Raw genomic sequence first — 21,178 nt, forward strand, 5'->3', positions numbered from 1 at the left:
GATTATTGTTGTGTTTCTATTTCCCTTTTTTCTTATCGCTGGCCCCTTGTCGCTGACCCCTGACCCCTCGCTCTCAAGCCCTAGATTGACAGTCATGCTGAGGCGTTGCACAATGGCATAAACCAAAAGCTTTTGTGAAGGAGGTCGCTGTGTTACAGCCATTTGGCGCACGCAAAGGGCCATTTGTGATTGGGCATCGGGGAGCTGCGGGCTATGCGCCTGAAAATACTATGGCTGCATTTCAGCGCGGCTTGGCCTTGCGTGCCGATGCAATCGAATTAGATGTGAATCTGAGCAAAGACGGCGAGTTGATGGTTATCCATGATCCAATCCTCAACCGCACAACCAACGGCTCTGGCTTGGTTTGTCACCACACTGCTGCTGAAATTCAGGCGCTTGATGCTGGCTCGTGGTTTGATCCTTCGTTCAGCGATTGCCGCGTGCCAACCTTGCGCGAGGTTTTGCAATGGGCCAAAGATCGCACCAAAGTGGTAATCGAATTAAAAAATGGCCCAATTTTCTACCCTGATATTGAAGTGGCCTTGGTGCGCTTGCTCGACGAGTTGAATGTGCGTGATCAAGTGATGGCAATTTCGTTTGATCATATTGTGTTGGGCCAGCTCAAAGCCATTGCTCCCGATGTGGCTACCGGTGTGATTTACGCCTCGCGCGTGCCCGATGCGCCAGCAATGGCAAAATTGGTCAATGCAGATTTGGTGATGCCGTATTGGGCAATGCTGACTCGTGAGGAAGTTGAAGCCTGTCATGCTGCCGATCTGTTCGTTAGCCCGTGGGGCGGCCCTGAACAAGATTATAAGCATATTTTGAGCTTGGGGGTTGATGCGGTTGGCGCTGATTATCCCGACCGTCCGCGTCAATTTATGGCTGAATAATGAAGCTACGCAAGCGACGGGCTACCCAAAACGTGGTAGCCCGTTGGTTGTTTAAGCGGCGTGGAGTTGGGTTGCGCTTGGTTGGGGTTGCAAGGCAGCGTTGAGATCACGGCGCAGGGCTTCAATATCGCCTAAATCATCATCGCACAGCATAGTAACCAAATAATCCCCAAGGGTTTCGACAATCAGCGTGCCTTCATCTGCATGGAGAATTAAGGCACTGGCCCAGCCCAATTCGCAGGCATAGCCCATTTGGCGATAGACATCTAACAAGGCTTTTGATAAGCCACTAATTCGTTGATGGCTGCTGGATTTGGTGAAGCTTAGCGCGCAGGTTAGGCCTTCGTGGGTTGCTAAGGCAATGCCGCGCAAGCGATAGTGTGAAACATTAACTAAGTTATTGAGAATTTGTTGCAAGTGGGCATGGCGCTGGGCGGTTGCTGGCGCAAGCTTAATCGCATTAGCAACCAAGCGATACAAGGTGCTAATTTGTTGCATTTCGCAGCTAGCAACGGTAGCGTAGCTCGATGTGCCCAACGCTTCGCGCATGGCCTCGCTGCTCAGCGCATTTGGGGCTTGACCTCGGGTTGCAGCAATAATTAACGGCTTGCCCAAACGAAAAGCCTGCTCTTCAAGCTCATTGACAAAATAGCCACTATCAACCGAAGGCTGGCAGCCATCGACAAAGGTAATCGTGGCTAGCGCCCGCTCCATCAAGCCGCTACCCAATTCCTCGTAGGTAGTTTTGGGAATCGCCAGCAAACGAATACTGGTGGTGGTGGTTAATCGATATTCACCAATATGCACAGCGCCAGTGGTTGGGCTGAGTGGTTTTAATGTATAGCTGCTGCTAATGGTTTTCAAGCATTGAATGCTCGCTTCGCCATCACCAGTCAAAATTATGGTATGCATGCGATGCCTCCGCCGCAGAATAGGTGCTAGCTGCACGCGAATAGTGCTCCACACACTACACTCTATTTTGCACTTTTCTGCATCACTTTAAACGGTACTTTGGGTTGATTCGGCTATGGGATTTTGGTTTTGCTTCGTGCGACCTGCGAACTACGGTCGTATAGGCTGCATGGCTATTCTGCTGCCTGCCAACTATCATTTTCTGGGTTATATCGATAGCTCAAGGTGCTTTCATTGGGATTCGTAACCGCAGTCAGGGTGTAATCGAATTGGACAATCCGTACTTGCATAGTCGCATCGCCAAACGTAATTCGTCGCCCACGCTCATCGCCATGATAGCCTTGGCCACTAAAATCGATCTCTTGGCGCGGCTGGCCAGTTGGGTTGCCTTGGTTATCGAGGGCAATTGAGTAGATTTGGGGCTGCCGCGCCAAAGCATAATACAAGCGCTTGCCACTGCTGCCGTTATATACTCCAATGCCAAAGCTATCTACGCCATCGAGCACAATGCTAGCTTTTTTGCTCGCTAAATCAACGCGAAAAATGCGGCCAAATTGTTGCTGCTTGGTTGAGCCAAACACCGATGAAACATACAAACTATGAGTGTTGCAATCGTAATTGAGTGCCAAAACGCCATACGGATTAGTATTATTGGCTGGGGCAGCGGTTGGCAAATCGAGCAATTCGCTCAATTCAGCAGTGCGTGGATCGATCCGATAAAGTTTGTTAGCCGCCGCTGGTGGATTATACAAAATGCTGACCCACGGCACTGCGCCAACATAAATCGCGCCATCGCGATCCAAAATTGGCGAGCTAAGATAGCCTGCCTTCGCCCAAGAAGGGTGTTGATAGGGCGCTGGTTGGCTGGCTTCTTGGCCTTCGCTGGTCAAATCGTACATCACCATGCCACGCACGCGGCGGGCTTGGGTATCGAGCACTGCATTGACCCCAAAGCCTTGGGCTTGAGCAAATGGCGGAATTTGCTTGCACGAGGTTACTTCGCCTTGGGCAAAAGTGCTGGCGATTGCCGAACTGCGATTAAGCCACCACACTCCCAAGCCAAGCACAGCGAGCACTGCCAAAACGCTGCCCAAAGCCAACAACGACCGCCGATTACTGGCTTGATGCGGTTTAGCTAGTGACTTTGCTGCTTTTGGGGCAGGTTGGGCTGATTGCGGGCGTTTTTTACGACGACTCATTTATTTGCCTCGCTCTGGCCGAAAAAGCGGCCCCGACCAACAAGGATATTCTTCGGGCACATAGACTCCGCGCCGTAACACCGATTCGGCCCAGCAATATTGGCTGCCTGGCGTATCGTCGTTTTTAAGTTGGGCCACATACCACAACACGATATGTTGGTTGCTAATGGTCTCTGCTGGATTGTCGATAAATTGCTCTGGACCTTGGTTTGCATCAGTATTGCAGCATGGCCCAATCGTAACCATATCGCTTTCGCCTTCGTCACGTTCAGGATGATCGAGCGTTGCATAGAGAAAGGCTTGATCGCCACGCCCACCATCGCCAAATTGGCCGCGCCCGGTGGCGATGCTATAACTGCCGCCATTGGCAAAATCGAGCCTATATTCTGCGCCATCGGGGTGGATTTGGCGCGTATCTGCGCCCTGCCATTGTTCTGTTTCCCAGCTTTGCCATTGGCTGCCATCCCAGGCGCTGATTGTGCCAGTATCGGCCAAACTAATGCGCGTGACTGGTCGATAGGTTCCATCATCGCCACAACCACGGCCAACGCTGGCGATGGCTGGCCGAAAGCGCCCATCAAAATAGAATTGAAACGCTTGCTCGTAATAATAATTGCATGGCTCTGGCCAAAGTTCCGACCAGAATTCCTGTACCAATTGAAAGCCAACCACTTGATCATTCTCGATCAGCTCGCCGATCATCGGCGGCTCAACGGCAATAACTGCTGCTTGCGAAAAATAGGGACAGCCAACCGCATCACTATAGCCAAAGCCATCGCGTTCGCTATAGTTCACATGCCAATCGACCAATTTTGCGCTTTTGAACAGCGGCTTGCCTTGATAGCTGACCTCGGAAATTCGCAGGCCATCGGATGAGGTGAGCATATAATCGAAGGCCCAGCCATCACGCTCCAAACGGGTTGTATGGTCGCAATATTTCAGCACGGCCTCGTTTTGCATGCCTTTTTCGGTCACTGCTGGACCAGTTGCGCCAACATTAGTCCAGCGCACGCCCACCAAGCGCGTATCGGTTAGATCGACAATCGCCCACAATGCTCGTTCGCCATCGACAAAGGTTGGCGCAACGCATAAATGCAGCGAGCGTTCGCAGCGCGTGGCGTTCAACGAGGTTTTGGTATTGGCCATCACTGCTTGATCGGAGCTTGGTTGGTAGCCAAGCGCCTGCTCGACCTCGGCAGCGTTGCTAGCAATTTCACGTGCCACCGCCGTCAAGTGTTCAGGAATATCAGGCTGGCTATTGGCGAGGCGCTCGACGACAATTACTTTTTGATTGGAAATATCGACGGTAACTGCCAACGTCAAGTTGAGCGCAAAATTGTAGATCTCGACGCGATAGCAGCTGACTTGCAAGCATTGAGCAGTCGCTTCGATGATATCGCTTTCGCGTACAGGCACAACCCCAAAGACCTCATTGCGAAATGGAATACCATTCTGCTCAACAAATTGACTTTGGAGCTTTGGCTCGTTGAGGGCCACAATTTGGGCCATTGCTTGCTGCGAATCAAGGCTAGCGAGGGTCAAAACTGGCGGCTTGGCAGTCAATGCAGCATCGACAGCTTGTTGGTAGGCAGTCAATAAAGGATAATCGCGGGCTTCGGGAGTAACTGCGGCGGCGAGAATGGCGGGAGTTTCAGCGGGAATACTGGTGGTTGTGGGGTGTTGGGCAGGCTTTGTGCCGCAAGCACTTAATCCTAGCAACAGCACTATTAATTGATAACAAACGCTCCGTCGCATAGAAACTCCTTCACACCTACAAGGACTATGAATTAAATGCTGAATCTACGTGGTAGTGTGGCGAGGATGAAGCAAGAGCGTGATTTTATTATAGAAGATTCTGCTCAATTATGCTGCACCAAATTCGTACTTGCCGCCAATGCACGTTCGTTTGTATGATAGCGCCTGATTATAAAAGCCTCCATGGTTTATCAACATTAAACTATTGACTTGGTGAATGAGGAGTGTTTAATTTCAATGCCTATTTTTACATGTGCAACGACTGATGGGGGAACGCTGGTTTTTGATCGACAGGGTGCTGGATCTCCATTGCTTTTGCTCCATGGCTTTGGCCAAGATCGTATGCTCTGGCACCGCTATGGTTGGGTTGAGCGCCTCGCAGCCCATTTTACCGTTATAACCGTCGATCTGCGTGGTGCTGGAGCGAGCTTTATGCCGACCGAGCCGCAGGCCTACGGCTTGGATCTGTATCAATCAGACATTCAGCGCCTGCTCGAAACATGCGGCTATCATGCTATTCAGATCTTTGGTTGGTCGTTTGGTGGCACGCTTGGGCTGCAATTACTAGCGAGAATGCCCGCAGTGCGGCGGGCAGTAATTGCGGGAACCTTTGTAGGGCCGATTTTTACACCCGAACGAATTGAGCCGCAAATCACCCAATTTAGCGAATTGGCTACTGCCAAACAGCAAGGACGCTTAGCTGAATTAAACATTACTCCCAGTATGCAAGCCTTTGTGGAGCGCACGAACATGCCAGCCTACCTTGCGAGGCTGCGTGGTTGCATGAGTTGGCCAATCCTTAGCCCAAGCGAGTTGAAGCAACCATTTTTGCTCTACACCAGCACTGGCGATGGCTATGTCGTTGATCGGGTGCGCGAACAGCAGGCAGCATTAACCATGGCAGGTGGCACAGTCGAGATCTTTGCCGAGTTGAATCACCGCGAGTTGGTAACCGCCCGCGATAAGGTTGAAGCAAGCGTGCTAGCATTTTTACAACAACCAACGAGCGATCGCTAGATGCAGGTTACTGATTGAGATACTATGCTGCTATAAAGTCCATCCATAGCTAATCCAATCACATCCATCAATAGCCCAGTAGCGATCTGCGCTGGGAATTAAGGGCATAATGTCAGCATACAATCCAGTCCATGGTTTAGGAATGTAACTCTCATATTCGGTTGGTTCGGAATAATGGGAAACAAAATGTTGAACATCGGCATTTATATAAAAGCACGGCTCAAAGACAAATAAATCCCAGTTTGTTTTTGGTGGGATGAGCGGCTGCATGGCAGCTTGAAGTTGGGTGATTGACACACCATAGGGTTGCATCCAGCGATATAAACGGCCCATATTATCGGTATTCAGCTGCATTCCTGCCTGCGGCCAGGTTGCTGGACGTGTGATAGGTGGTAGATGCAATAGCTTTGCAAGCACGTCTGATGGGTAAAACCAAAGGTCCTTATCGCAAACAAACCAAGTGAGCTTTTGCTCAAGCACGAAAGCAGTAATAACGGCATTCCCCACTTCCAAATCATGGCTAAGCTGTGCTATGCTGTCCATATTGCCTTCTTTGAATGCTATCGATCATACTTAATGAGTGAATAAAGCCCCTCGTCCTCCACGTGGTCAAGGGGCGAGAGTTTTGCCAACTAATGGGCTAATTCGCGATAGAACATTATGGTTGCATGGATTTCGCCATCAGCGCTACGGGCAAAATTGGGAATAACACCAGCCTCGTGATAGCCCAATTTGCGATAGAGCCACTCGGCCTTATCGCCTTGGCGCGTATCGAGCACCAATAACCAACGGCCATGGGATTGGACAACCGCCTCCAGCTCGTGCATTAATTGTTGGGCGATGCCACGCCGTTGAAACTGCGAATGCACCAATAATTTTTGTACTTCGGCGCGATGACTGGCGTTGGCTTTGCTGGGCAGATCAAGTTGGACACTGCCAACAATCTGATCAGCATCCAACGCTACCAACAATACCCGCTGCTCGGCCTGAAGATCGCTGATAATTGCCTGCCAATAGCTGGTTGCATCGGCAGGGTTGAGCGGTGGCAAAAAGCCGATTGACGCGCCTTGGGCAACGCTATCAAGTAATAATTGACATAATTCACTAAGCTTTGCTTGCGCTTGCTTGAAATTGTAAGCTTGAATTGTGAGCATGCTGCTTCCCTGTGACGATTGCTTGCAACCAATTATTGATTAACTCGGCAGTTTCGCGATACGAAGCTTCGAACATTGAATCGTGGTTGGCCTTAGGTATAACCCAATATTCGGCTTTGGAATGAGTTGCAGTAGGCCGTGACCACAGCTACCTCTTTTGTATTAAATATGCTACATGCTGGTTATGCCGCCATCGATGATATATTCGGCTCCAGTGATAAAACTTGCAGCAGGTGAAGCTAAAAAGACGATCAATTCGGCAATTTCTTGGGGTGTGCCCATGCGTTTAAGCGGAATCGAGCGGATCATTCGTTCATGGGCGCTTGGCTCGAAGCCCTCTAAAATGGCGGTTTCAGTCCAACCTGGGCAAACGGCGTTAATTCGAATGCCAGCGGAAGCTAGCTCAATTGCTCCGGTTTTGCTCATCTGAATCACGCCAGCTTTGGCTACGCCATATGGCCCCAAATTGGGCGAGCCGCCAACGCCTGCAATCGAGGCCACATTGACGATTGCACCGCCTTTGCCGCCTGCAAGCATAGCTTGGCTGGCATATTTTTGGCCCCAAAATACGCCAGTTAAATCGATGTCGAGCACACGTTGCCAATTATGATTTTCGGTCAGGTGCAATGGCGCTGGTTGGCCACCAATGCCTGCATTGTTAATCATAATATCCAAGCCACCTTGGTCGAGGGCAGATTGTACCAAGGCTTGAATATCGGCCTCGTTGCGCACATCGCACGCCTGAAAAAGAGCGTGGCCATCTGCGCTGCGAATCTGTTCGACAGTTTGTAATCCTGCTTGCTGATTAATATCGCCAATGACGACGGTTGCGCCTTGGGCTGCTAAGATTTTGGCTGTGGCCGCGCCGATCCCAATCGCTCCGCCAGTGACAATTGCAACTTTTCCGTGCAGCATCCTGTTCTCCTTGCCATGCTAGCTGTGGTGCTATTATCAGAAATCGACCCACAAAAGTCAAAAGTCAGAAGGCAGAAGTCAGAAGTCAAAAGGAATCAGGTTATTGACTATGGGCTTTGGTCTAGCGGAAACAGAATCCAATAATCTGTGCCAATCTTTGGCTAAAATAATTATTATTCGTGTCCTTCGCGCTCTTCGCGGTTCCCGTGCTTCGTGTCCTTTGTGGATCAGACCTCAACAAGCCATTTGACGCAGCGAACAAGATTTAGTATAGTCTCCGAGGAATAAAATCTATTTAATCCGATTAAATTGTCTTTATGCACAAATGTGCTCTACGACTATGTGTAGGGCTATTTGGCTTGCACGAAAGGAATGGGCCTGAATGGCGCTCGATACTGCTTCAACTTCTAAGCGCGTGCCCGATGCGGCGATAAATGGCCCAGCAGCGGTAACTGCCAAGAAACGTTTAGCGCGACTCTACGCGGCAATTTGGCGCTGGCACTGTATTGCAGGCCTGTTGGTCACGCCAATTTTGTTTGTGGTTTCGTTGGCTGGCGCGATCTATGTCTTTCGCGATGAGCTTGAGCCAATGATCTATCCTGAATTGTTTGTTGTGGCTCCGCAAGCTCAGCTGTTGAGCTATGGCGAATTGGTTGCGGCGGCAGAAGCAGCCTATCCAAATGCCCATGCCGAGTATATCTTTCAGCATCGTGACCCTGCGCATTCCTTGGGTATTCACATGCATCTCAGCGAAACTGAAGATCTGACGGCCTATGTGAATCAATACACCGGCCAAGTGTTGGGGATGCAAGATCATTCGAGCTTTTTCGATTGGATTTTGAGTTTGCACCGCAGCTTATTTGCTGGCCTATTTGGGCGCTTGGTGGTTGAGTTGATGGTTGGCTGGAGCATTTCATCGGTTTTGACTGGGTTGTATTTATGGTGGCGACGCAGTAGCGGCAAGCCTGGGCGTTGGTGGGTACGTTGGGCAGGCAAGCCACGGACAATTCTGCGCGAACTGCACAGCGTTTTGGGAGCCTATTTTGCAATTGTGGCCGTCATTGTTATGGCAACGGGCCTGATTTTTACCTATGCCGCTGGCACCTTGATGCTCGGCAGCTTAGCCTACAGTGGCCAATTGCCAGCTTCGTATATTCGTGCACCGCGCTCTGCAGCAGCCGCCGCCGATGCCACGCCGCTGAGCATCGATCAAGCAGTGGCGCGCTATCAAGCAACCGGCAATGCAGAAGAATGGAGCTTGTTTATTCCTGAAAAGCCAGAACAGGCGTTTAGCTTTACCACCAACAGCAGCCACGATTTGCCCAAAATGCGCATGGCATGGGTTGATCAGTATAACGGCACGATTTTGGATGATCTGCGTTGGAATATGTTGGGCTTGCCTGCCAAAGCGGCCTTATATTTCTACCCGATTCATACTGGAGCGATCTATGGCTGGCCAACCAAAATTATTGCCGTATTGACCTGTTTGATTTTGATTGGCCTGAGTATTTCGGGTGTGCTTTTGTGGTGGTGGCGCAGACCCCAGGGCAAATTGGGCATGCCTGGCCGCGTTAACGAGCAGGTTGTGCCAAAATGGATGGTTGCCTTAATTGTGATCTTGAGCATTTTCATGCCATTGATGGGCATTTCATTGCTGTTGGTTTTGTTTGGGGATTGGGCTTGGCGGCGTTGGCAGCGTGCTCGTAATAATCAACCATCCCAATCTTGATCGTCTAGCTGAAATCTTGATTAAGTGGGATTGAATTTGAAGCAATGGTCCATAATCGAGTTGCATATTCCTCGTTTTTCATTCTTCAATCGGTTCGGAGCTTAATCCATCTTTGATTTTTCAGTGGAATAAGCTGATGTATGTTATTCTGCTTGGTCAGCAAGATTGGCGAAGCTAAGAATATACCTGCGACTGATGGTGGGTTCGTATGACGCAACTGCGTCCCAAGGAGATCTGAAACATGGATTGGTCAATTTTCGCTGCCCAAGCCGATATGCGCGAGGGCTACTACAGCGGTGCTGCTGGAATCTTGGCATCGGCGCTGGCATGGTCGGTTGCGGCAGGTGTTGCGCTTGCTGGCTCACCAGAACGCGCAATCGTAGTCCTGCTACTGGGTGGGATGCTCATCTTCCCCGTCTCGATCGTAATTTGTAAAATCCTTGGAGCGCGCGGCACGCATACCAAAGGCAATCCGCTTGGCCAACTAGCAGGAGCCAGCACATTCTGGCTGATTTTCTGTATGCCGCTTGCCTATGGCCTTGGTCGGGAACATTCAGCTTGGTTCTTTAGTGCCATGTTAATTGTAATTGGCGGTCGCTATCTTGTATTTGCTACGCTCTATGGCATGCGGCTCTACTGGATTTTAGGGCTTGCCCTTGCCGCCGCCGCGATTGGGTTGGTGTTTCTATCCGCCGCCGCGACAATTGCTGTGAGTGCTGGCGCGCTGATCGAATTGGGCTTTGCAATCACATGTTTCGTCTATCATCGTCAGTCGTTGCGCTCGCTCGCAGGCGAAAAGCTGAGCAGCTAATTCTGCTGCCGAATTGTGTCAGCGCATCCGAAATCCGGAAACATTCAACTAAATCTATAAGTTAACCAGCGAACGCTCCTCGTGCATAGGCTTGAGCCAAGGAGCGTTCGTGCATTTTTAGTGATCAAGCAGCTTGCTGGCCCATATTAGTATAGAAATGAATCGCGGTTGCAACGCCACGGAAGAATTCATCAACCAACAGATATTCGTTCGGCGCATGGCCATTTTCGCCCGTGCCGAAGCCTAAGGTGGCCAAATTCATCCCAAGTTCGCGCTGGAACATGCCCATAATTGGCACTGAGCCGCCTTGACGATAGAGAGTCGCAGGCTTGCCCCAAGTTGCCTCAAATGCCGCTTGCAAGGCTTCAATCACTGGTCCATCATAGAGCAAATTAACCGGATAGCTTGCTGGGCCTTTGGTCACAATCACTTCGGCGGTTTCGCTGGCAAAGCTTTGGGCAAACTGGCTAAATGCCTCAAGAATCGCATGCGGATCTTGGTCGGCGACGAGACGCATGGTTACTTTGAAGCCTGCTTCGGCTGGAATGATCGTTTTGGTGCCAGCCCCTTGATAGCCGCCCCAAACGCCGTTGACATCGCAGGTTGGCAAGGCCGTGGTGCGCGCAACCAATGACCCAAGCTCGTTGGCCCAAAACGTATCGCGTCCTGTTTGACTCTTGAGCATTTCGAAAAATTCTTGCTCTTGCGCTGCCATCAAGCCTTGTTCGGTCGCCGACGGCGTTTGCACATCAGCATAGAAGCCAGGAATTTGAATCCGCCCAGTTTGGTCATGGAGAGCAGCGATAATTGTGCTCACTACATGAATTGGGTTTTGCACCGCCCCGCCAACTAAGCCAGAATGTAAATCATGGCTTGGTCCCGTTACTTTTACTTCGGCCCCAATAATGCCGCGGGCTGTATAGAACATTAAGGGTTGGTCTGGCTCCGAGCCGCCATCGCAAATGAGCATCAAATCTGCTGCTAGCAAATCTTTATGCTTACGCACAAATGGCTCCATTGCTGGCGACCCAGTTTCTTCTTCGCCCTCGAACACTACTTTGATATTGACTGGCAGCGTGCCAGAGGTTTCAAGCAGGGCTTCAAAGGCGATCAAATTGGCAAACGCGCCACATTTATCGTCAATTGAGCCACGTGCATACAACCTGCCCTCATGAAGCCGTGGCTCGAACGGCGGGGTTTCCCACAATTCAAGTGGCTCGACTGGCTGAACATCATAATGGGCATAGACCAAAATCGTTGGCGCATTTGGCCCAGCCTTGAGCCACTCGCCATACACGACCGGATGCCCAGCGGTCGCAATTGCCTGACAGTTGGCAAAGCCAATCCGTTGCAAATCACCAACCAGCCAATCGGCACAGCGCTGCACATCGGCAGCAAATGCGGGGTCAGTACTCACTGATGGAATCCGCAGCAATTCGCTGAATCGAGCCAGCAGTTGATCATGGCGATCATCAACCCATGCCAAGGCAGCATCAACACTCATCTGGTAGACCTCATACTAATTCGATCCCTTAATTCAGTATAGGGTAAGCAGTAGCTTTCAACAACCAGCTTTTGATCCACGAAGCACGCAAAGCAAGGGATTAATTGTCAGCGACGAGGGATCGGGAGCTGAAGAATCGCGAAGATCGCGAAGAGCAGGCAAGATAGATAATCCTTGGGTAGTAGAAAAAACTGCAACAGTCCACGGAGAAATATTTGGGGGTGCAGGGGGCTGAAAACCCCCTGCGTTTCCCTCAGGCGGAGGGACGGAAGGGTGACGAATCGATTGCTTGAACTATGAACTTGTTCCATTTGCGGCAGCAGGTTTAATGGGCTGGCCACGATGCAAATAACTTTCAAGGCTATACAACGCTAAAGCAATCCAGATAATCGCAAATCCAAGCAGTTTCGCGCCAGAAATTGGCTCGTGATACAGCAACACTCCGAGGCTAAATTGCATTGTCGGGTTGATATATTGCAATAAGCCAAGGGTCGTCATCGGAATTTGGCGGGCGCCGGCTGCAAAAAGCAGCAGCGGAATTGCCGTAACAACGCCTGCCCCAGCCAACAACAGTGTTACTGTCCACGATTGATGACCAAAGGCTGCTGTGCCTTGGGTTTCTAGCCATAGCAAATACGCCGCCGCTGGCCCAAAAAAGACCACCGTTTCCAAGGCAAGCCCTTGGAGCGAATCCAAGGCAGCAGTTTTGCGAATGAGGCCATAAAAGCCAAAACTAAAGGCCAAAGCCAAAGCGATCCATGGCAACACACCCAATGCTACGCTGAGATAAACCACGCCAATTGCTGCCAAGCCAATCGCGAGCGCTTGCCAGCGTCGCACCCGTTCGCCCAAAAACAGCATACCCAAGCCAACGTTGACCAAAGGATTGATAAAATAGCCAAGGCTACTTTCGACCACATGGTTGGCATTGACCGCCCAAATGTAGACATACCAGTTGATTCCCAATAACAACGCGCTGGTCGCATAGATCAACACGGTGCGTCGATTGCGCAACACCTGCAAAAACTGGCCGATTTGGCCGCGAACCAGCACCAAAAAGCCGACAAAAACCAACGACCATGCCATGCGATGGGCCAAAATCTCCAAGGCTGGAACGCTGCTGAGCAACTTCCAGTAGAGCGGGAAAAATCCCCAACATGCATAAGCTCCGGCTGCGTAGAGAATTCCCCGTTTCATGCCAACACTCCCATTGATGCACGTTTTGCTTGGTGCTTGGAATAATCAATTTTAGCGTAGCTGCATTATCGCTGATTTTTGCCAAAATTATGCTATGCTTAATCCCAAGCCTCGTAGCCAAGCTGCCTCAGATCTGAATGATTTTGCGTTTGGCTGACCTTTCTTCGCTGCATCGTCGTAAGCGTTGTACCCTTAATCGCCATTAGGGAGCGTTGACATGAGCACTTCAGCAACAGAAATCGCCGCCCTCAAGACCGAAATTGCCGAATTACAAGCCCAATTGGCCCATGCCCAACAGCAAGCTGAGTTATTTGAAAATGTCGTGAACCATTTGCCAATTGGCATCGATTTGTTGCAACGCGACGATCCAACTGATCCGCGCTCATTTCGCTTGATCTTTTCGAATGGTTTGATGCCAAATGCAACGATTGATCTGCGTTTGCACGTTGGCAAATTGCTCACCGCTATTTTCCCCGATATTCCGCTGGCTATCTTAAAGCGCTATCACCAAGCCTTGGACTCTGGCGAAACCATGCATCTGAATGAGTTGGTGATGAATCTGCCAGAGGTTGGCGAACGCGTTGCACGCTTGACCGCAATTCCGTTGAGTAGCGATCTGTTGTGCATTAAAGTTGCCGATATTACTGAGCAAAAACAAGTGCTCGAAGCCCAACGCCAGATGCTTGAGCAACAGGCGATTATTCATAGCCAACAGGAAGCGTTGGCCGATATTTCAACGCCATTAATTCCAATTACCGATAGTGTGGTGATTATGCCGCTGATCGGGGCAGTTGATACGCGGCGGGCGCAGCAGATGCTGGAAACCTTGCTCCATGGCATTAGCGTGATGCACACGCGCTTTGCAATTTTGGATATTACTGGGGTGCCGATTGTCGATACTCAAGTTGCGCATGTGCTGATTCAAGCAGCCCAATCGGTGCGCTTGCTAGGCGGCCAGGTGATTTTAACTGGCATTCGACCAGAAGTTGCCCAAACCTTGGTTGGCTTGGGCGTAAATCTCAACGATTTGATTGTGCGTGGCAATTTGCAGAGCGGCGTGGCCTACGCCACGTTGGAGCGCTCGCGCTAATTAGATAAAATTGGTCTTGCGTTGTTGTATCAAGAGCGTCGTGCCTAATAAGCCAATAATGACCACCAATTGAAGCGCCAAAATGCTCAATTCGGTGCTATTCCAGGCCAATTCGTTGCTATTGCGATGCTGGGCAATTGCCGGAATTTTGAGCATGCCCCATAAAAATCCTTGAAAGCCCAAATTGGCAATAGCCATGGCTGCAATCGCTCCATGTTGCGATTCAGTTACAATTCCTAGCATCATTATCAGGCAATAGCTCAATAAAATTTCAACTAAACCCAAGCTTACTAACGCCGTTAATCCATCAGGCAGAGTATCACGGGTCAGAATAATCAGCCAACTACTCACTAATGCCATGAGCCACGGCACGCAAAACATCGAAAGATTGGCAGTAAGCTTGGCAATTGCATAATGGCGGGCCGAAACTGGCAAGCTCATAATAAAGGTCAAGGTTTTTTGGCTATATTCGCTAATGACATTGCTGGTTGTTAGGTGAATACATAAAATAAATAAAATAGTAAAGATCAGAATCACACCGATGCCAAAAACGATATTATTAGGATCTGCAAGCAGCATTAGGTTGGCAATGAGCATTGCGCCAATATAAATAACCATCATCGTGCGATTAATCTGCCAATCCTTGCGAACAAGGTGTTTAATCATCGAATTCATAAAGTTTTTCCTTCACGCCGAGCTTGAATTGAAGCAACGAAAATTTCTTCTAGGGTCAAGTATTCGACTGCTTGAATTTCTAGGCCTGCTTGTTGATAGATTTGGTGTAATTCTGGGCTATAGCGGTTGGTAATGAGGCTTTGGAGTTGGCCATTGCCTTGTTGCTGAACGATATGGGGTAATTCAGCTAAGCTTTGGCCTGGTTCAATCCGTACCCGCAAACGGCGCCATAGATCAAGTAAATCTTCTTTAGATGTGGCTTCGATAATTGTTCCTTGGTCAATAAAAGCTACTTGATCGGAAATTTGCTCAACATCCAAGGTATTGTGCGACGAGAACAAGATCGTGCGTTGTTCATCGGCCAACACTTCCATGAGCGCGCTTAGCACTTCTTGACGTGCCACCGGATCAAGCCCAGTCGTCGGTTCATCAAGCACCAAAAGTTTTGGGCGATGGGCCAACGCCAACAGCAAAGTGGCTTTTACCCGTTGGCCATGCGATAAACCCTTGATTTTCTGTTCAGCCCGTAGGTCGAAGCGCTTGAGCAAGTGCTCTGCATAGGCTTGATCCCAATTGGGATAAATCGATTGAATAAACTGCATATGCCACGCTAAATTTGCCTTGGGATAGAGCCGCATATCCTCGGAAACATAGCCAATTTCGCGTTTTGCGAGCACCTGTTGATCAGGCATGGTCTGACCCAATACCTGCACCGAGCCGCGATCTTGATGCACTAAGCCCAATAAAATCCGAATCGTGGTCGATTTTCCTGCGCCATTAACGCCGATAAATCCGGTAATGCTGCCAGTTGGCAAGCTAAGAGAAATATCGTTCAGTCGAAAATATTTATAATCTTTGCCAACATTGCGTAATTCAACTGCATGACTGTTCATAAAAGCTCCTGTTGTTGATTCGAGGCCGCAGCATGCAAGCGTTGAATTAATTGTTCATTCGATAAACCTAATAATGCTGCTAAACGTGCTACCTGCTCAAGATACGAATTCAATTCATCCTCCCATACTTGGCGACTAAGTTGAGTATTGGTGGCAACAAATGAGCCTTTGCCATGCTGCGTTACGATAATTCCTTCATGCTCTAGCTCAAAGTATGCGCGCTTGACGGTAATAACGCTAATCCGTAAATCAATCGCAAGCTGCCGAATTGAGGGAATTTCGCTGCCCGCTGGCCAATCGCCAAGCGCAATCCGCTGTTTAATTTGCTCAATAATTTGCAAATACATCGGACGTCCATCAGTCCGTGAAATAATTAAATCACTGTGTATGTTCATATACACAGTATATACAGTATGTACAGCTTGTCAAGGGCTAAAACACAAACGACCAGCATAGTGCTGGTCGTTGCTCTTGGTCTTTAATATTTTTGTTAAACGTCCATGAATGCGACTACTCGCCTGGGTCAGTAGCAGAGAGAACGTTTATTGGGCGCTGACAAGCATATTACGGCTTGCCAGCACAAGCAGCATTAATTAGGCTTGTTCGCGGGCGGTTTTGAGCGCCTTCGTCCACCAAGCTAATTCTTCAAATAAGGTGTTGAGGGTTGGTAAGAGGTGGGGAAGATCGTTCAATGCAACGCCTTGCTGCCAAATGCCAAAGAAATCTGCGCCGCCAATGTGGACTGCGGTGCGGGTTGGCGCCATTTGCAACTCAACCGCGATTCCGCGCAGGTGCTCGACGGCGCGCGCGCCACCAACTCCGCCGTACCCAACGGCAGCAGCAGGCTTCTTGTTCCATTCTGGCGAGGCATAATCAAGGGCGTTTTTCAAGGCAGCGGTGATGCTGTGGTTATATTCAGCCGTCACGAAAATAAAGCCATCAAAGCTCGCGACAGTTTTTTGCCATGCCTGAGCGGCTTCGCTGGTTGAAGGTGCCCAAGCGTTTGAGGCAACTTCATCGAAAAATGGCAAATTCACGTCGCGCAAATCCACCAGTTCAAAAGCTAAATCTGTGTGTTCTTTGGAATGCTCCAACACCCATTGAGCAACTTTTTCGCCTAGGCGAGCTTGGCGGGTACTGCTAATGATGATCGCGATCCGTGGTGTGGTCATTGAACACTCCTTCTGGAATTTACATAATAATTTTAATGTTTAGCTGCTGCTTGCTTGCGAACCAGGGCCATGCTACTATCCCAATTGGCTGCTGACGCTGATTGTAGGCGCTTGCTATCTAAACAACATATGTATGATAGATGGCTAAAAATCCTGCGTCAACCAACAAAAAGCTACAAGTGTTGTTTAGTTGCAAAATTGGAAGCATTTTGATACCAGTAAATGTTTCAATCGACCCCCGCATAACCCGCACCCGCCAACGCTTAATCGATGCGTTTAATCAGCTTATGCAGCAAAAATCGTTCGATGAGATTACCGTGCGTGATCTTGCGCGCCAAGCTGGGGTTAATCGCGCAACGTTTTATGCCCACTTCCCCGATAAACATGCGATTTTAGATGCGATGATGGCGATTTCGTTTGCAGATACCTTGCAACGCTGGGTTGTGGGGTCGCTTGATGACCCAGAAGTGTACTTAGAGCGCCTATTTTTAGCAATTACCCATCAGCTGACGCTGTTTAATGGCTCTGAATGCCAAGATACCTTTTCGACCTTTGAGGCAGTGATTGAGGTCCAGATTAAGGCCCAAGTTTGTAAACACATTCAGGGCTGGTTTAGCAGGCATATTCCCGCCCAAGTGCTGCGCTATCAGCCGCTAGAATTGAGCGCAGCCTTGGTGAGTTGGGCGTTGTATGGGGCGGCCCAAGAGTGGAAAACGCGAGCGCGAACCCAAGCCCCAGTGACGTTTGGCCATCAAGTGATTCCCTTGATTAGTGCCATGGTGCGTAAATTTATGCACGAGCGCTAGGCTTTGGGCCGATGTTTGCTGATAAAATGGCTTAGCTGATCAGCCGGAATCGCAAACCCCCGACATTCTTCTAGATCGGCGCAAATATAGCTGTAGGTGGCTTGATATTCGCCATCTTGGCGACCGCGCAGGCTGCGCACCGCAATCATATCGCCAACTTCAACAAACTGGGCACATAAATCGCATTGGCGTTGGCGAAATGGCTTGCCTGCGTGCGCCGACATGTTGAACACAATTCCCCGTGCTTGGCTGCCATCGTGCCACACGAAATAAATTCGGTTGGTGCGTTCGGCCAGCCAGTGGTAAAAGCCATGCTGCGAGAGCGTAATATCCAGCGGTAATTCATAATTTTCTGCTTTGCGAAACAGCTTACGCAAGAGTGGGCGCTCAAAAACCAGCGCTGGTTGATCTGCTTGATCCATGGTTGTTTGCTCCAAACAAGGTTTGCCATGATCAATTGTAAGCAACATTCGTGCTGATTGTTTAGGTCTAAAGCAGGGTTTTGGCCTCAATCATTGGAATGAAGAGTTTGAGCATTTGTGAAATGTTCTGTGGAGCACCCCTCGCCCACATGCAATGAGCGAGGGGCGAGGAAGCTACATGAAAATATTTGAGCGATCTTTGAGTTTATCGAGCAAGGTGTTTTGAATGGTGGTGCGTACTTGCTCAGTCAATTGCGAGATCAATAACGGATCTTCTGCGCCCTTCGCGCCATATTGCTCGGTGTCGATTGGCTCGCCAAAGACGATCGTCCACTTAGTTGGCAGCGGAATCAGGCCCAATGGCCCGAACCATGGGAAGGTTGGCGTGATTGGGAAGTAGGGAAAGCCCAAAAGCTTGGCAAACCCCTTGGCATTATGCAAGTGCGGATGAATTTCCTCGCCGCCAATAATCGAGACCGGAATGATTGGCGCACCAGTTTTGACCGCGACTTTAACAAAGCCGCCGCGCCCGAACCGCGCCAAGCGATAGCGATCTTTATACAATTTGCCAACGCCCTTCAAGCCTTCAGGAAATACTCCAACCAACTCATCGCGCTCCAGCAGCGCTTCGGCATTGGCAGGCAAGGCTTGCACTTGGCCCAAACGGCTGAGCAATGGCGAGATAAACGGTAGCGACGAGAACCAGCTGAGGTGCAAATTGCGCAACACGCGGCCAGCCTCATGCTCGAAATTCAAGGCAGCGCCGACCATCGCGCCATCCCATGGCAACACCCCAGAGTGGTTGCAGACCAACAAGGCGCGGCCAGAATCGGGCACGTTTTCGAGGCCAATTGCTTCGACGCGCCAATATTTCTTGTACATAAATAACAAGAGTGGCTTGGCCAAATCGAGCAATTCATAATCGAGCCCAAATTCATCGACAGCGTAATCGCCACGCCAGCGCCGCTTGACCATATCGGCGTTCGCATCAAGCTGATAGCGTAGCACCAAGCCAATGCCTTTCCAGAAATCGGCATCAAGATAATCGCTGTTGATATTGGCTTTGAGCGTATTGACTGCCATTTCGATGACTTTTTTGGGCCAGCGAGTCAGCGATTCGCGAATTAAGTGAATGACTTCGGCGATCGCGCTTTCGCGTTCATCTTCCGATGGTGGCAAGGCCCGAATTTCCGATTCCAAGGCTGAGAGCAACGAATCGATGCGGGTTTGGCTGTTGCGCCGCACATCGCCCTCAAGGTTGATCACTTCAATCGGTGCTTCTGCTGCAACTTCATGCTCATCGGCAACGGTAGCCTCGCTGGTCGCTTCAGCTGCTTTGGCCTCGACAATTGGAATTTGCTGTTCGTTTTCGTCAGCAGCGCTAGCAGCGCGACGGCCACGTTTCTTTGGTTGATCGCTCATGCTTCATCCTCCTGACGGCGACGATTCAAAAAGGCTTGAATTCCATCGTAGGCTTTGCGTTTGGGCAGCAAATCGCGATAGCTTTGCAAGCGCAGCGAGCTACGGAAGGCATCGAGGGCTTCCTCGGCGGTATGGCGTGGCTCGTAATTCAATTCGCCGCGCATGGCAGTGGTATCGGCAATCCATGGAAAGCGCAAATAATCTAATTCGAACGGCATAATTTTGTTGGCCAGCCGATTGTTGCGCACCAAGCTAAAGCGCTCGGCTGCATAGGCAAAGGGGTGGAAAATTGGCAGTGGTTGGCCACCAACTCGCCGAATCATTTGGCTGAGTGGCATCACGCCATCGGCTGCTACATTGAAAACTCCATTGGCCTCGGCAACCAAGGCATGCAACAGCGAGCCAATTACATCTGCTTCGTGGACAATTTGCATTAACGGATCGAAGCCCAGTAAGGTTGGCGGCGTTGGCTGCCCAAGGTAGCGCATGGTCGACGATGCACCGCTAGCTCCGACGATGCCGGGGAAGCGCAAAACCGCAATATTCATGGCGTGGTTGCGGCGAAAATCGGCGATAAAGCGCTCAATTTCGTAGCGATGGCGCAATAAGGGCTTGCCATCGGTGCCGCGTAAGGGCGCGTTTTCATGCAAATATAATGGGTTATCGACATGCGCACCATAGACCATGGTTGTGCTTTTGATAACGACCTGTTTGACTTCAGCAGCGTTTGCCGCCGCCAATACTTCCATTGCGCCCATCACATTGGTTTGAAAGGCATCTTCTGGCGAAAGCGCGCCGTGACCGCCGGATAAACCAGAGGTAAAGACCATGTGTAAAATGCCTTCGACCTTCTCCGTGCGGAGCAATTCGACCAGCAATGGGTTACGTAGATCGGCCTGGATATAGTCAACGCCATCGATTGGGCGTTCTGGTGGCGAAATATCCAGCCCAATTACGCGCACAATTGGAAATTTAGCCAGTTGGCGGGCTAATCGCCGTCCCCAGCGACCAGCAGCCCCTGTGATCAGCACTGTGCGTCGTTCCACAAAAGCTCCTTATCCAAAAAAAGCCAAATGCGAGCACAACCGTGGTGAGCACATAGAGCGTGGCAGCGAACGTGGGTGAAGCTCTATGCAAAAAAACGTGGCTCCTCGGCAAGAAAAACTGCGTGTTCCTAGCGGGGTTGGATGCTCAACGTGCTAGGAATGAGATGATCGTTGAACCATTGTAGCAGCTGCTCTTGGCTGCGTTCTGAACGCGCGGCAGCAGCCAATTCATGGCTCAAGCCTTCAATATCGTCAATGGTTTGATCATTGATTTGGGCTAAACGCAAGCTAACTAATAATGCGGTTGCGCTATTACCCGAGCGAAATGGGCGATTTTTAATTAATGTGTAACTCAAGGCTGCGATTTTGGCTGGTAAATCGGGGTACAATTCCTCGCCAAAACAGGTTTGGGTTTGGCTTACCACGAGGCCAATCAGCCGATCAAGGCTGTTTAAGCCCAGCCGACCACCAAAGCGTTCGACCAAATAGCCGTGAATATCCAAAATATCTTCGCGTTTTAAATACTGCATATGCCACTTCATTGCTGAGTAAGCAAGCCACAACGC

At 50.1% G+C, this 21,178-nt stretch carries 22 protein-coding genes; 6 read left to right on the top strand and 16 right to left on the bottom strand.

Annotation, left to right across the window (positions count from 1 at the left end):
* The first annotated feature begins 149 nt into the window (after nt 1-149).
* Nucleotides 150-893: a glycerophosphodiester phosphodiesterase gene (locus tag SE18_RS03740; protein ID WP_054533081.1), complete on the top strand. Its 744-nt coding sequence runs from the start codon at nt 150-152 to the stop codon at nt 891-893.
* Nucleotides 894-944: 51 nt separating this feature from the next.
* Here SE18_RS03740 and SE18_RS03745 read toward each other — a convergent pair whose 3' ends face one another.
* The 3 genes from SE18_RS03745 to SE18_RS03755 all read right to left on the bottom strand — a co-directional run bounded on the left by SE18_RS03745 (nt 945) and on the right by SE18_RS03755 (nt 4,759).
* The gene (locus SE18_RS03745) at nt 945-1,805 is read right to left on the bottom strand and encodes a hypothetical protein (RefSeq protein WP_054533082.1); all 861 of its coding nucleotides are present in this window, start codon (nt 1,803-1,805) and stop codon (nt 945-947) included.
* Between the two features lie 173 nt (nt 1,806-1,978).
* Nucleotides 1,979-3,004 (bottom strand): SMP-30/gluconolactonase/LRE family protein, encoded by a 1,026-nt coding sequence (locus tag SE18_RS03750; protein ID WP_054533083.1) that lies wholly within the window; start codon nt 3,002-3,004, stop codon nt 1,979-1,981.
* The gene (locus tag SE18_RS03755) at nt 3,005-4,759 is read right to left on the bottom strand and encodes a hypothetical protein (protein ID WP_054533084.1); all 1,755 of its coding nucleotides are present in this window, start codon (nt 4,757-4,759) and stop codon (nt 3,005-3,007) included.
* Nucleotides 4,760-4,996: 237 nt separating this feature from the next.
* Here SE18_RS03755 and SE18_RS03760 point away from each other — a divergent pair, with 237 nt between their 5' ends.
* A complete protein-coding gene (locus SE18_RS03760; protein WP_054533085.1) occupies nt 4,997-5,776 on the top strand; it encodes an alpha/beta fold hydrolase in 780 nt (259 codons plus the stop codon).
* A gap of 30 nt (nt 5,777-5,806) precedes the next feature.
* Here the strand turns inward: SE18_RS03760 and SE18_RS03765 are convergent, their stop codons facing one another.
* The 3 genes from SE18_RS03765 to SE18_RS03775 all read right to left on the bottom strand — a co-directional run bounded on the left by SE18_RS03765 (nt 5,807) and on the right by SE18_RS03775 (nt 7,845).
* Nucleotides 5,807-6,319: a hypothetical protein gene (locus SE18_RS03765; RefSeq protein ID WP_054533086.1), complete on the bottom strand. Its 513-nt coding sequence runs from the start codon at nt 6,317-6,319 to the stop codon at nt 5,807-5,809.
* An 89-nt stretch (nt 6,320-6,408) separates the two neighbouring features.
* On the bottom strand, nt 6,409-6,930 hold the full coding sequence (locus SE18_RS03770) for a GNAT family N-acetyltransferase (protein ID WP_083469702.1): 522 nt from the start codon (nt 6,928-6,930) through the stop codon (nt 6,409-6,411).
* Between the two features lie 171 nt (nt 6,931-7,101).
* Nucleotides 7,102-7,845, bottom strand: a complete 744-nt coding sequence (locus SE18_RS03775) for an SDR family NAD(P)-dependent oxidoreductase (RefSeq protein WP_054533087.1) — start codon at nt 7,843-7,845, stop codon at nt 7,102-7,104.
* 382 nt (nt 7,846-8,227) lie between these two features.
* Between SE18_RS03775 and SE18_RS03780 the strand changes: the two genes are divergently transcribed.
* Both SE18_RS03780 and SE18_RS03785 read left to right on the top strand, forming a co-directional pair.
* Nucleotides 8,228-9,574, top strand: a complete 1,347-nt coding sequence (locus SE18_RS03780; protein WP_054533088.1) for a PepSY-associated TM helix domain-containing protein — start codon at nt 8,228-8,230, stop codon at nt 9,572-9,574.
* Between the two features lie 241 nt (nt 9,575-9,815).
* On the top strand, nt 9,816-10,385 hold the full coding sequence (locus SE18_RS03785) for a DUF7010 family protein (RefSeq protein ID WP_054533089.1): 570 nt from the start codon (nt 9,816-9,818) through the stop codon (nt 10,383-10,385).
* A gap of 124 nt (nt 10,386-10,509) precedes the next feature.
* Here the strand turns inward: SE18_RS03785 and SE18_RS03790 are convergent, their stop codons facing one another.
* Together SE18_RS03790 and rarD are read right to left on the bottom strand one after the other, a co-directional pair.
* Nucleotides 10,510-11,889, bottom strand: coding sequence for a dipeptidase (locus SE18_RS03790; RefSeq protein ID WP_054533090.1), 1,380 nt, complete (start codon nt 11,887-11,889; stop codon nt 10,510-10,512).
* Nucleotides 11,890-12,183: 294 nt separating this feature from the next.
* On the bottom strand, nt 12,184-13,086 hold the full coding sequence (gene rarD / locus SE18_RS03795) for an EamA family transporter RarD (protein WP_054533091.1): 903 nt from the start codon (nt 13,084-13,086) through the stop codon (nt 12,184-12,186).
* Nucleotides 13,087-13,303: 217 nt separating this feature from the next.
* Here rarD and SE18_RS03800 point away from each other — a divergent pair, with 217 nt between their 5' ends.
* Nucleotides 13,304-14,176 (top strand): STAS domain-containing protein, encoded by an 873-nt coding sequence (locus tag SE18_RS03800; protein WP_054533092.1) that lies wholly within the window; start codon nt 13,304-13,306, stop codon nt 14,174-14,176.
* Here SE18_RS03800 and SE18_RS03805 read toward each other — a convergent pair whose 3' ends face one another.
* From SE18_RS03805 to SE18_RS03820, 4 genes are all read right to left on the bottom strand, one after another.
* Entirely contained in the window at nt 14,177-14,851 is a 675-nt protein-coding gene (locus tag SE18_RS03805; RefSeq protein ID WP_054533093.1) for an ABC-2 transporter permease, read from the bottom strand.
* Nucleotides 14,848-15,744, bottom strand: coding sequence for an ABC transporter ATP-binding protein (locus SE18_RS03810; protein WP_054533094.1), 897 nt, complete (start codon nt 15,742-15,744; stop codon nt 14,848-14,850). The genes SE18_RS03805 and SE18_RS03810 overlap by 4 nt, the downstream gene beginning before the upstream one ends.
* Nucleotides 15,741-16,091: a GntR family transcriptional regulator gene (locus SE18_RS03815; protein WP_236706796.1), complete on the bottom strand. Its 351-nt coding sequence runs from the start codon at nt 16,089-16,091 to the stop codon at nt 15,741-15,743. Before SE18_RS03815 ends, SE18_RS03810 begins: the two co-directional genes overlap by 4 nt.
* Before the next feature lie 246 nt (nt 16,092-16,337).
* Nucleotides 16,338-16,916 (bottom strand): NADPH-dependent FMN reductase, encoded by a 579-nt coding sequence (locus SE18_RS03820; RefSeq protein ID WP_054533096.1) that lies wholly within the window; start codon nt 16,914-16,916, stop codon nt 16,338-16,340.
* Between the two features lie 209 nt (nt 16,917-17,125).
* On the opposite strand from SE18_RS03820, the gene SE18_RS03825 reads away from it, so the two are divergent.
* The gene (locus SE18_RS03825) at nt 17,126-17,722 is read left to right on the top strand and encodes a TetR/AcrR family transcriptional regulator (protein ID WP_201783469.1); all 597 of its coding nucleotides are present in this window, start codon (nt 17,126-17,128) and stop codon (nt 17,720-17,722) included.
* Here SE18_RS03825 and SE18_RS03830 read toward each other — a convergent pair.
* From SE18_RS03830 to SE18_RS03845, 4 genes are all read right to left on the bottom strand, one after another.
* On the bottom strand, nt 17,719-18,144 hold the full coding sequence (locus SE18_RS03830; RefSeq protein WP_160319465.1) for an FBP domain-containing protein: 426 nt from the start codon (nt 18,142-18,144) through the stop codon (nt 17,719-17,721). The two genes, SE18_RS03825 and SE18_RS03830, sit on opposite strands and share 4 nt — an antisense overlap.
* A 174-nt stretch (nt 18,145-18,318) precedes the next feature.
* Complete coding sequence (locus SE18_RS03835; RefSeq protein WP_054533099.1) at nt 18,319-19,566, bottom strand: lysophospholipid acyltransferase family protein; 1,248 nt, start codon at nt 19,564-19,566, stop codon at nt 18,319-18,321.
* On the bottom strand, nt 19,563-20,612 hold the full coding sequence (locus SE18_RS03840; protein WP_054533100.1) for an NAD-dependent epimerase/dehydratase family protein: 1,050 nt from the start codon (nt 20,610-20,612) through the stop codon (nt 19,563-19,565). Before SE18_RS03840 ends, SE18_RS03835 begins: the two co-directional genes overlap by 4 nt.
* Before the next feature lie 128 nt (nt 20,613-20,740).
* Nucleotides 20,741-21,142 (bottom strand): type II toxin-antitoxin system death-on-curing family toxin, encoded by a 402-nt coding sequence (locus SE18_RS03845; RefSeq protein WP_054533101.1) that lies wholly within the window; start codon nt 21,140-21,142, stop codon nt 20,741-20,743.
* Nucleotides 21,143-21,178: the final 36 nt, after the last annotated feature.

Origin of the sequence: Herpetosiphon geysericola, from assembly GCF_001306135.1 — a bacterium.
Lineage (GTDB): Bacteria > Chloroflexota > Chloroflexia > Chloroflexales > Herpetosiphonaceae > Herpetosiphon > Herpetosiphon geysericola.

Excerpts from the sequence above, each read along its gene's own strand:
- SE18_RS03745 (WP_054533082.1), bottom strand. The coding sequence starts at position 1,805 with ATGCATACCATAATTTTGACTGGTGATGGCGAAGCGAGCATTCAATGC.
- SE18_RS03750 (WP_054533083.1), bottom strand. The coding sequence starts at position 3,004 with ATGAGTCGTCGTAAAAAACGCCCGCAATCAGCCCAACCTGCCCCAAAA.
- SE18_RS03755 (WP_054533084.1), bottom strand. The coding sequence starts at position 4,759 with ATGCGACGGAGCGTTTGTTATCAATTAATAGTGCTGTTGCTAGGATTA.
- SE18_RS03760 (WP_054533085.1), top strand. The coding sequence starts at position 4,997 with ATGCCTATTTTTACATGTGCAACGACTGATGGGGGAACGCTGGTTTTT.
- SE18_RS03765 (WP_054533086.1), bottom strand. The coding sequence starts at position 6,319 with ATGGACAGCATAGCACAGCTTAGCCATGATTTGGAAGTGGGGAATGCC.
- SE18_RS03770 (WP_083469702.1), bottom strand. The coding sequence starts at position 6,930 with ATGCTCACAATTCAAGCTTACAATTTCAAGCAAGCGCAAGCAAAGCTT.
- SE18_RS03775 (WP_054533087.1), bottom strand. The coding sequence starts at position 7,845 with ATGCTGCACGGAAAAGTTGCAATTGTCACTGGCGGAGCGATTGGGATC.
- SE18_RS03780 (WP_054533088.1), top strand. The coding sequence starts at position 8,228 with ATGGCGCTCGATACTGCTTCAACTTCTAAGCGCGTGCCCGATGCGGCG.
- SE18_RS03785 (WP_054533089.1), top strand. The coding sequence starts at position 9,816 with ATGGATTGGTCAATTTTCGCTGCCCAAGCCGATATGCGCGAGGGCTAC.
- SE18_RS03790 (WP_054533090.1), bottom strand. The coding sequence starts at position 11,889 with ATGAGTGTTGATGCTGCCTTGGCATGGGTTGATGATCGCCATGATCAA.
- rarD (WP_054533091.1), bottom strand. The coding sequence starts at position 13,086 with ATGAAACGGGGAATTCTCTACGCAGCCGGAGCTTATGCATGTTGGGGA.
- SE18_RS03800 (WP_054533092.1), top strand. The coding sequence starts at position 13,304 with ATGAGCACTTCAGCAACAGAAATCGCCGCCCTCAAGACCGAAATTGCC.
- SE18_RS03805 (WP_054533093.1), bottom strand. The coding sequence starts at position 14,851 with ATGAATTCGATGATTAAACACCTTGTTCGCAAGGATTGGCAGATTAAT.
- SE18_RS03810 (WP_054533094.1), bottom strand. The coding sequence starts at position 15,744 with ATGAACAGTCATGCAGTTGAATTACGCAATGTTGGCAAAGATTATAAA.
- SE18_RS03815 (WP_236706796.1), bottom strand. The coding sequence starts at position 16,091 with ATGTATTTGCAAATTATTGAGCAAATTAAACAGCGGATTGCGCTTGGC.
- SE18_RS03820 (WP_054533096.1), bottom strand. The coding sequence starts at position 16,916 with ATGACCACACCACGGATCGCGATCATCATTAGCAGTACCCGCCAAGCT.
- SE18_RS03830 (WP_160319465.1), bottom strand. The coding sequence starts at position 18,144 with ATGGATCAAGCAGATCAACCAGCGCTGGTTTTTGAGCGCCCACTCTTG.
- SE18_RS03835 (WP_054533099.1), bottom strand. The coding sequence starts at position 19,566 with ATGAGCGATCAACCAAAGAAACGTGGCCGTCGCGCTGCTAGCGCTGCT.
- SE18_RS03845 (WP_054533101.1), bottom strand. The coding sequence starts at position 21,142 with ATGCAGTATTTAAAACGCGAAGATATTTTGGATATTCACGGCTATTTG.